General features: G+C 67.3%; 11 protein-coding genes and 1 other RNA gene. 2 read left to right on the forward strand and 10 right to left on the reverse strand.

Annotated features, from left to right (window positions below):
* Positions 1-120: 120 nt before the first annotated feature.
* Together hemL and thiE are read right to left on the reverse strand one after the other, a co-directional pair.
* Positions 121-1,410, reverse strand: coding sequence for a glutamate-1-semialdehyde 2,1-aminomutase (hemL, locus tag ABGA94_RS10635; RefSeq protein ID WP_095377969.1), 1,290 nt, complete (start codon positions 1,408-1,410; stop codon positions 121-123).
* A 16-nt stretch (positions 1,411-1,426) separates the two neighbouring features.
* The gene (gene thiE, locus ABGA94_RS10640) at positions 1,427-2,053 is read right to left on the reverse strand and encodes a thiamine phosphate synthase (protein ID WP_053497472.1); all 627 of its coding nucleotides are present in this window, start codon (positions 2,051-2,053) and stop codon (positions 1,427-1,429) included.
* Positions 2,054-2,087: 34 nt separating this feature from the next.
* Here thiE and ABGA94_RS10645 point away from each other — a divergent pair, with 34 nt between their 5' ends.
* On the forward strand, positions 2,088-2,312 hold the full coding sequence (locus ABGA94_RS10645) for a rubredoxin (RefSeq protein ID WP_080104347.1): 225 nt from the start codon (positions 2,088-2,090) through the stop codon (positions 2,310-2,312).
* A 40-nt stretch (positions 2,313-2,352) separates the two neighbouring features.
* Here the strand turns inward: ABGA94_RS10645 and ABGA94_RS10650 are convergent, their stop codons facing one another.
* The 8 genes from ABGA94_RS10650 to ABGA94_RS10685 all read right to left on the reverse strand — a co-directional run bounded on the left by ABGA94_RS10650 (position 2,353) and on the right by ABGA94_RS10685 (position 6,479).
* Complete coding sequence (locus ABGA94_RS10650) at positions 2,353-3,198, reverse strand: SirB1 family protein (protein WP_005419007.1); 846 nt, start codon at positions 3,196-3,198, stop codon at positions 2,353-2,355.
* Positions 3,199-3,333: 135 nt separating this feature from the next.
* Positions 3,334-3,780 (reverse strand): DUF192 domain-containing protein, encoded by a 447-nt coding sequence (locus tag ABGA94_RS10655; protein ID WP_005419005.1) that lies wholly within the window; start codon positions 3,778-3,780, stop codon positions 3,334-3,336.
* A 21-nt stretch (positions 3,781-3,801) separates the two neighbouring features.
* A complete protein-coding gene (rpiA, locus tag ABGA94_RS10660) occupies positions 3,802-4,449 on the reverse strand; it encodes a ribose-5-phosphate isomerase RpiA (RefSeq protein ID WP_005419003.1) in 648 nt (215 codons plus the stop codon).
* A 23-nt stretch (positions 4,450-4,472) separates the two neighbouring features.
* Entirely contained in the window at positions 4,473-4,952 is a 480-nt protein-coding gene (locus tag ABGA94_RS10665) for an EVE domain-containing protein (protein WP_005419001.1), read from the reverse strand.
* Positions 4,949-5,542, reverse strand: coding sequence for a 5-formyltetrahydrofolate cyclo-ligase (locus ABGA94_RS10670; RefSeq protein ID WP_032954483.1), 594 nt, complete (start codon positions 5,540-5,542; stop codon positions 4,949-4,951). The genes ABGA94_RS10665 and ABGA94_RS10670 overlap by 4 nt, the downstream gene beginning before the upstream one ends.
* 83 nt (positions 5,543-5,625) lie before the next feature.
* Positions 5,626-5,811, reverse strand: a non-coding RNA gene (ssrS, locus tag ABGA94_RS10675) — 6S RNA.
* A 153-nt stretch (positions 5,812-5,964) separates the two neighbouring features.
* On the reverse strand, positions 5,965-6,261 hold the full coding sequence (locus ABGA94_RS10680) for a cell division protein ZapA (RefSeq protein ID WP_005410899.1): 297 nt from the start codon (positions 6,259-6,261) through the stop codon (positions 5,965-5,967).
* On the reverse strand, positions 6,258-6,479 hold the full coding sequence (locus ABGA94_RS10685; protein ID WP_005418996.1) for a TIGR02449 family protein: 222 nt from the start codon (positions 6,477-6,479) through the stop codon (positions 6,258-6,260). The genes ABGA94_RS10680 and ABGA94_RS10685 overlap by 4 nt, the downstream gene beginning before the upstream one ends.
* 154 nt (positions 6,480-6,633) lie before the next feature.
* Here ABGA94_RS10685 and ABGA94_RS10690 point away from each other — a divergent pair.
* On the forward strand, positions 6,634-7,092 hold a 459-nt coding region (locus tag ABGA94_RS10690), incomplete at its 3' end, for a UPF0149 family protein (protein WP_375367239.1).

Below are 7,092 nucleotides of genomic sequence, written 5' to 3' on the forward strand. Positions count from 1 at the left end.
CAAGTTCGTCTTCGGTTGAAAAAAGGGGACGGAGGGGATTAAGTCGTTTGTGCATAAACGACTTAATCCCCTCCGTCCCCTTTTTGTGCCAACCAAGGTTGGCACCTACCAGAGGGTGTCTCAGCCCTTGGCGGCCTTGAATGCCACGCGTGCAGCGGCGAGGGTGGCCTCGATCACGGCATCGTCGTGCGCGCTGGACAGGAAACCGGCCTCGTACGCCGACGGCGCCAGGAACACGCCCTGCTCCAGCATCGCGTGGAAGAAGCGGTTGAACGCTGGGATGTCACAGGCGGTGGCCTGCGCATAGGTCTCCACCTTCTCACTGGTGAAGAACAGCCCGAACATCGCACCCACGCGGGTGGTGGTCACCGCCACGCCGGCTTCGGCGGCGGCCGCTTCCAGGCCGGCGCACAGGCGTGCGGTGCGCTCGGCCAGGTCGGCGTGGAAGCCCGGCTGCTGGATCAGCTCCAGCATCGCCAGGCCAGCGGCCATCGCCACCGGGTTGCCGCTCAGCGTGCCGGCCTGGTAGATCGGGCCGGCCGGGGCGATCTGCTGCATCAGCTCGCGGCGCCCGCCGTAGGCGCCCACCGGCATGCCGCCGCCGATGATCTTGCCGAAGGTGGTCAGGTCCGGGGTGATGCCGTAGTGCGCCTGCGCACCGCCGAGGGCAACGCGGAAGCCGGTCATCACTTCGTCGAAGATCAGCAGCGCGCCGTGTTTCGTGCACAGTTCGCGCAGGTGCTGCAGGTAGCCCTCTCGCGGCGGGATGCAGTTGGCGTTGCCGACCACCGGTTCGATGATCAGGCCGGCGATGTCATCGCCCTGCTGCTCGAACAGCGCAGTGGCCGCTTCGAAGTCGTTGTAGGGCAGGGTCAGGGTCAGTTCGCTCAGCCCGGCCGGGACGCCCGGCGAGGTCGGCACGCCCAGGGTCAACATGCCGCTGCCGGCCTTGACCAGGAACGAGTCGCCGTGGCCGTGGTAGCAGCCTTCGAACTTGACGATGCGGTTGCGGCCGGTGGCGCCACGCGCCAGCCGGATCGCCGACAGGGTGGCCTCGGTGCCGGAGTTGACCATGCGCACCATCTCGCACGACGGCACCAGGCGGGTGATGGTCTCGGCCATGGTGACTTCGGCCGCGCATGGCGCGCCGAACGACAGGCCGTTGTCGATCGCCTTCTTCACCGCCTGGCGTACCGCCGGATGGTTGTGGCCGACGATCATCGGGCCCCAGGAGCCGACGTAGTCGATGTAGCGGTTGCCATCGACGTCGTACAGGTAGGCACCGTCGGCGCGTTCAACGAAGAACGGCTCGCCGCCGACCGACTTGAACGCGCGCACCGGCGAATTGACGCCGCCCGGCAACAGCTGCTGGGCGCGGGAGAACAGGGCGTGGGACTGGTCGTGGTTCATGGGGCTTTCCTGGGCATTACGCGAACTGGGCGAGGTAGGCGCGCTGGGTCGCGACCGGGTCTTCGGCGGCGAACACGCTGCTGACCACGGCGACCAGATCGGCGCCGGCATCGATGATGGGACCAACATTGTCCGGCGTCAGGCCACCGATCGCCACCCGCGGCACGCCCAGTGCGGCGCTTTGCCGCAGCAGGTCGGTATGGGCGCGGCTGGTGGTGATCTTGGTGGTGGTCGGGAAGAACGCGCCGAAGGCCACGTAGCTGGCGCCGGCGGCCACGGCCCTCTCGGCATTGGCCAGCTGGTCATAGCAGGAGGCGCCGATGATGGCCTCGGGGCCGAGCAGGGCGCGCGCGCTGGGGATGTCGCCGTCGGTGCCGCCCAGGTGCACGCCCGCCGCGCCCACGGCCTTGGCCAGCGCCGGGTCGTCGTTGACGATCAGCGGTACGCCGTGGTCTGCGCACAGTGCCTGCAGCGCGGTTGCCTGCTCCCGCCGCAGCGCGTCGCTTGCGGTCTTGTTGCGGTACTGCAGCCAGGTGGCGCCCGCGGCCAGCAGCGGCGCGGTACGGGCCAGCAGGCGTGCGGTATCGGGCTCGTCCGGGGTGATCAGGTAGACGCCGCGGGGCGCCGGGGAAGCAGAAGTCATCGATGGCTACCGGTGAGTGGACCGCGATGGGACAATGGCGGCCCGTGAATCCAGTCCTGATTATCCGATGAGCGATGCCACCCCCACCACCTTGCGCACCTGGATGTGCGTGGTCTGCGGCTTCCTGTACAGCGAAGCAGAAGGCTTGCCGGAGGAAGGCATCATGCCAGGGACGCGCTGGGAGGACATTCCCGAGACCTGGACCTGCCCGGATTGCGGGGTGACCAAGGCTGATTTCGAGATGGTCGAGGTCGATTGATGAGGGTAGGTGTGGACTGTCGGTCCGCACACCGCCTCCCTCAATGCAGCCGCGGCATAGGCCCGCCGAGGTCGATCAGCTTCTCGCGCAGCCACTGCGCGTCGCTGGCTTCCGGGTTGCGCTTCAGGTACTGGCCCAGATCGTGGCGGGCACCGGCCAGGTACTCCAGCTGCAGGTAGGCCAGGCCGCGGTCGCGCAGCGCATCGTCCTGCTCCGGGGCCAGCTTCAGCAGGCGGTCGGCACTGCGCGCGGCGCGGTCCCACTCGCCGGCTTCGGCATACACGCCGTGCAGGTTGCGCAGCATGCGCATCAGGATCGCGCGCGCGGGCGCCGGGTCGAGGATCTGCGCCAGCACCTGGTCGTCGGGCATCTGCCCGCCCAGGTGTGACTTGGCCCGCTCGCGCAGTTCGTCCACGTCCAGCGGCCGGCCGCCGTTGAACGGGTCCATCACCAGCACGCCGTCGTCCACCGGCAGGCGCACCAGGAAGTGGCCGGGGAAGGACACGCCATCGAGCGGAATACCCAGCCGGCGCGCGACTTCCATCTGCACCAGCGCCAGCGAGATCGGGTTGCCCAGGCGGCGCTCGAATACCTGGTTGAGGTAGCTGTTGCGCGGGTCGTAGTACTCGTCGTGGTCGCCGCTGTAGCCCAGCTCGTCGAACAGGTGGCGGTTGATCGCCGCCATCTTCAGCGGGCTGTTGTCGATGCTCTCCACTTCCGAGCGGAGGTGCTCGACATGGCTCTGGATCAGCGCGTCGTAGGTGGACGGCTGCAGATCGGGGTATTCATCGCGCGCGATCAGCAGCGCGGTCGGCAACAGTGGCAGCGCCTCGTCTTCGAGGTCGGCCAAGGCATCCCAGTCGGGGAGTGTGATCCGGTCCTGCATGGCCACAGACTGGCGTCATTCGCAGGCGGTTTCAAGCGGTGTCGCGTGAAAAATTCAGGGGTCAGATCCCTTTCGCTTGCGAAAGGGATCTGACCCCGGTCGGGTTGGATTGCCGGCCAGCGGCCGGCACTACCGTTATTTTTCGATGCCCGGACCGAATTTCAGCTCCGTGCCGTCCTTGAGCTGCAGCTTCTCGGCCTGGCCGGCGTTGAGTTCCAGCACATAACGCGCCGGGCCGCCGCTGGGATAGGGCGGGCACATGTCGCCGGCCGAGCACGGCGGTACGTCGCGCTGCTGGCTGACCAGCTTGCGCTGGCTGTCGAAGTAAAGGATGTCCAGCGCGATCTTGGTGTTCTTCATCCAGTACGCCTGCATTTCCTCGCGGTCGTGGATGAACAGCATGCCGTGGTCGGCCGCCATCTGGTCGCGGAACATCAGCCCGCGCGCGCGGGTTTCATCGTTGGTGGCCAGCTCGACCTGGTAGCGGGCGCCGTCCAGCTCGACCCAATGGCGGGCCGCGTCGGTGGCGCAGCCGGCCAGGGCCAGCAGCGGAAGCATCAGCAGCGAACGCAACAGCGACATTGTCAGGATCCTTGGGAAGGGTCAGAGCACGACCGGCGGCTCGCCACCGACGATCACCACATCGGCGCGACGGCGCGCGAACAGGCCGACGCAGACCACGCCCGGCAACTGGTTGAGCTCGCGCTCCAGCTTTTCCGGATCGGTGATCTGCAGGTTGTGGATGTCCAGGATCTGGTTGCCGTTGTCGGTGACCACGCCCTCGCGCCAGGTCGGCTGGCCGCCGGTCATGTCGCGGATCTGGCGGGCGACCAGGCTGCGCGCCATCGGGATCACTTCCACCGGCAGCGGGAACTTGCCCAGCACCGGCACCTGCTTGCTCGGGTCGACGATGCAGATGAAGCGCTCGCTGGCCTCGGCAATGATCTTCTCGCGGGTCAGTGCGGCGCCGCCGCCCTTGATCAGGCACTTGTTCGGGTCGCACTCGTCGGCGCCATCGACGTACAGCGACAGGTTGCCACTGTGGTTCAGCTCGATCACCTCGATGCCGTGCTGCTTCAGGCGTGCGGTGCTCTGCTCGGAGCTGGACACGGCTCCCTTGATGCGGTGCTGGATGCGGGCCAGGGCATCGATGAAATAGGCCACGGTGGAACCGGTGCCGACACCGACGATCATGCCGTCTTCGACGTACTCGATGGCTTTCTCGGCGGCCAGGCGCTTGGCTTCGGACATGGGAAGAACTCTCAGGCGGGGAATCAGGATTTCTTTTCCAGCGACAGCAGCAGCTTCCACTGCGCGGCGGTCACCGGGAACACCGACAGGCGATTGCCCTTGGCAACCAGCGGGAAGCCCTCGCCGAGCTCGTCAGCGTGCAGCTTGATCTCGTCGAGCGCGATCACCTGCTTGAGCTTGCGGTCGAAGGCCACGTCCACCAGCATCCAGCGCGGGTTTTCGCGCGTGCTCTTGGGGTCGTGGTAGTCGGATTTCGGGTCGAACTGGGTGTCGTCCGGGTAGGCTGGGCTGGCGACGGTGGCCAGGCCGACGATGCCGGGCACCTTGGTGTTGGAGTGGTAGAACAGGATGCCGTCGCCCACCTGCATGCCATCGCGCATGAAATTGCGCGCCTGGTAGTTGCGCACCCCGTTCCAGGGTTCGACCTTGACCTTTGCCAGGTCATCGATGGAGAAGGCGTCCGGTTCGGACTTCATCAGCCAGTAGCGCTTGCGGGCGGTCATGCGTTCACGGGGGCAGCGGAGGGGAACAGGGTGCCGTCTTCGGTGCAGATCGCATCCACCGGCACGTCCCACGACGCCACCGGCAAGGACTCGACCTGCTGCACCGCGAACGCAGCACCGACCAGCCAGGGCGGCGCCGGCCGGTCGTGGCGGAAGGCGAAGCTGCGATCATACCAGCCGCCCCCCATGCCCAGCCGGCGGCACTGTGCGTCGAAACCCACCAATGGGGTCACGACCAGCGCCATCCGTTCCGGTTCCAGGGTGTCTTCCACGGCCACGTCCGGCTCGGGGATGCCATAGCGGTTGCTGGTCAGCGGCTGCCCGGGCCGCCATGGTGCGAAGCGCAGCACGTCGCCGGCCAGCACCGGCAGGCAGTAGGTGAGTCCTTCGGGCAGCTGCAGCTGCCAGCGGTGCAGGGCGATTTCGCCATCCAGCGCCCAGTAGCCGGCCACGGCGCCTTCGCGCGGGGCGAACGGCAGGGCGAGCAGGGCATCGGCAAGCGATTCGGCGGCGGCGATGCGCTCACCAGCGTTAAGGTCACGGCGGCGTTGCCGCAGGTCGTGGCGCAGGGCCTGGCGCGGGTCGGTCATGGCAGCGAGCGGCAAGGATCAGCCATCATTGTGCCGGAAAGAACAAGGGCGACGCCCGAAGACGCCGCCCTTGCTGGAATATTGCATTCTCCGCAATGTCGATGCATGCGAAACGACCTTGAACCCGGGGGCTCAAGTGGGAACGCTGGAGAACCATCGGGCTTCCCGCTACAAGGCGGACCTGCACTCCCGGCGCTGTCGCGCTCCCGGTGTCGTTCTTAAGGGACAAGGCGAATGTTTGCACATGCCGTCGAGTACCGCAGAGAACGCGTGGCCATTATAGCCAGCACGCAGGATCTGGATAGGCCGTTCGTCGGCAACAGTCCGTGCCAATTCAGACAAGCGAAAAGGGGACGGAGGGAATTAAGGCGTTTCCAGCACGGAAGGGGCGAATGCGCCTTAATTCCCTCCGTCCCCTTTTTTTATGGGGTGCCGTCGATGGCGCGGTCCAGACGCCGGTTCAGGTCGGCCAGCGTCTGCTGCAGCGCCACGGCCTGGCGGGCGTTCTCGTCGCGCAGCAGCTGCAGTTCGTGGGCCAGGTTCAGCGCGGCCAGCACGGCGACGCGGTCGACGGCGGCCATGCGGTTGCTGCCGCGGATCTCGCGCATGCGCGCATCGAGCAGGCGCGCAGCAGCCATCAGGCTGTCGCGTTCGTCGCCGCCGACGCCTACGGTGTATTCACGATCGAGGATGCGGACACTGACCGGTTCGGCGCTCATGTGTGCTGCTCCAGGGATTTGAGCCGGCTGATCATCGCTTCCACCCGCGAGCGCGCCTGTTCGTTCTTGGCCAGCAGCGTCGAGCGCTCGGCCACCAGCTGTTCCTGCTGGTGGCGCAGGCTGCGGTTCTCCTCGGCCAGGCGCTGGTTGCGTTCAAGCAACGCGTCCACGCGGGCGGCAAAGTCCTGCAGCTGGGCAAGGGGATCGGCGGGTTCCATGCGGGCACGATAGGCAAGCCGGGTGAGGGCGGTCAAGCGCTGTCGCAGCAAGGCCGGACGGCCACGAGAGGATGACGCAGGGTTGCTACACTACAGGGTCTCACGGGCGCGCGCGTGCGCACCCCGGGTTTCCTTATTCCGAACGAGCCGCACGATGACCGAACTTCCCTCCGTCGACGACGTTACCCGCGCCAGCCAGGCGCTGGGCCTGGGCGCTACCGCTGCCGAGCTGCACGGAGCGCTGTGCGGCTGGCTGGCCGCCGGCGGCGCCCCCGGCAACGATTGGCCGGCGCGCGTGCTGGCCGACGACACCCTGCCACCGGTGGCCGCCGACAGCGTGCTGGGGCAGCTGCTGCAGGCCACCATCAAGCAGCTGGAAGACCGCGACTTCGCCTTCGAACTGCTGCTCGCCGACAGCGACGACGTGTCCGCGCAGGCCGATGCCATGTTCAGCTGGACCCGCTCGTTCCTGGGCGGCTTCGGCCTGGGCAGCGGCGGCCGCCGCCCGGCCCTGTCCGAAGAGGGCGAAGAAGCGCTGACCGACATGGCCAGCCTGCCGCGTGCGTCCAGTGAGGATTTCGAGGCCGGCGGCGATGACGACGACGAAGCCCTG

The sequence above is a fragment of the Stenotrophomonas sp. 3diitr2024 genome (assembly GCF_042136455.1).
GTDB classification, from domain to species: Bacteria; Pseudomonadota; Gammaproteobacteria; order Xanthomonadales; family Xanthomonadaceae; genus Stenotrophomonas; species Stenotrophomonas sepilia.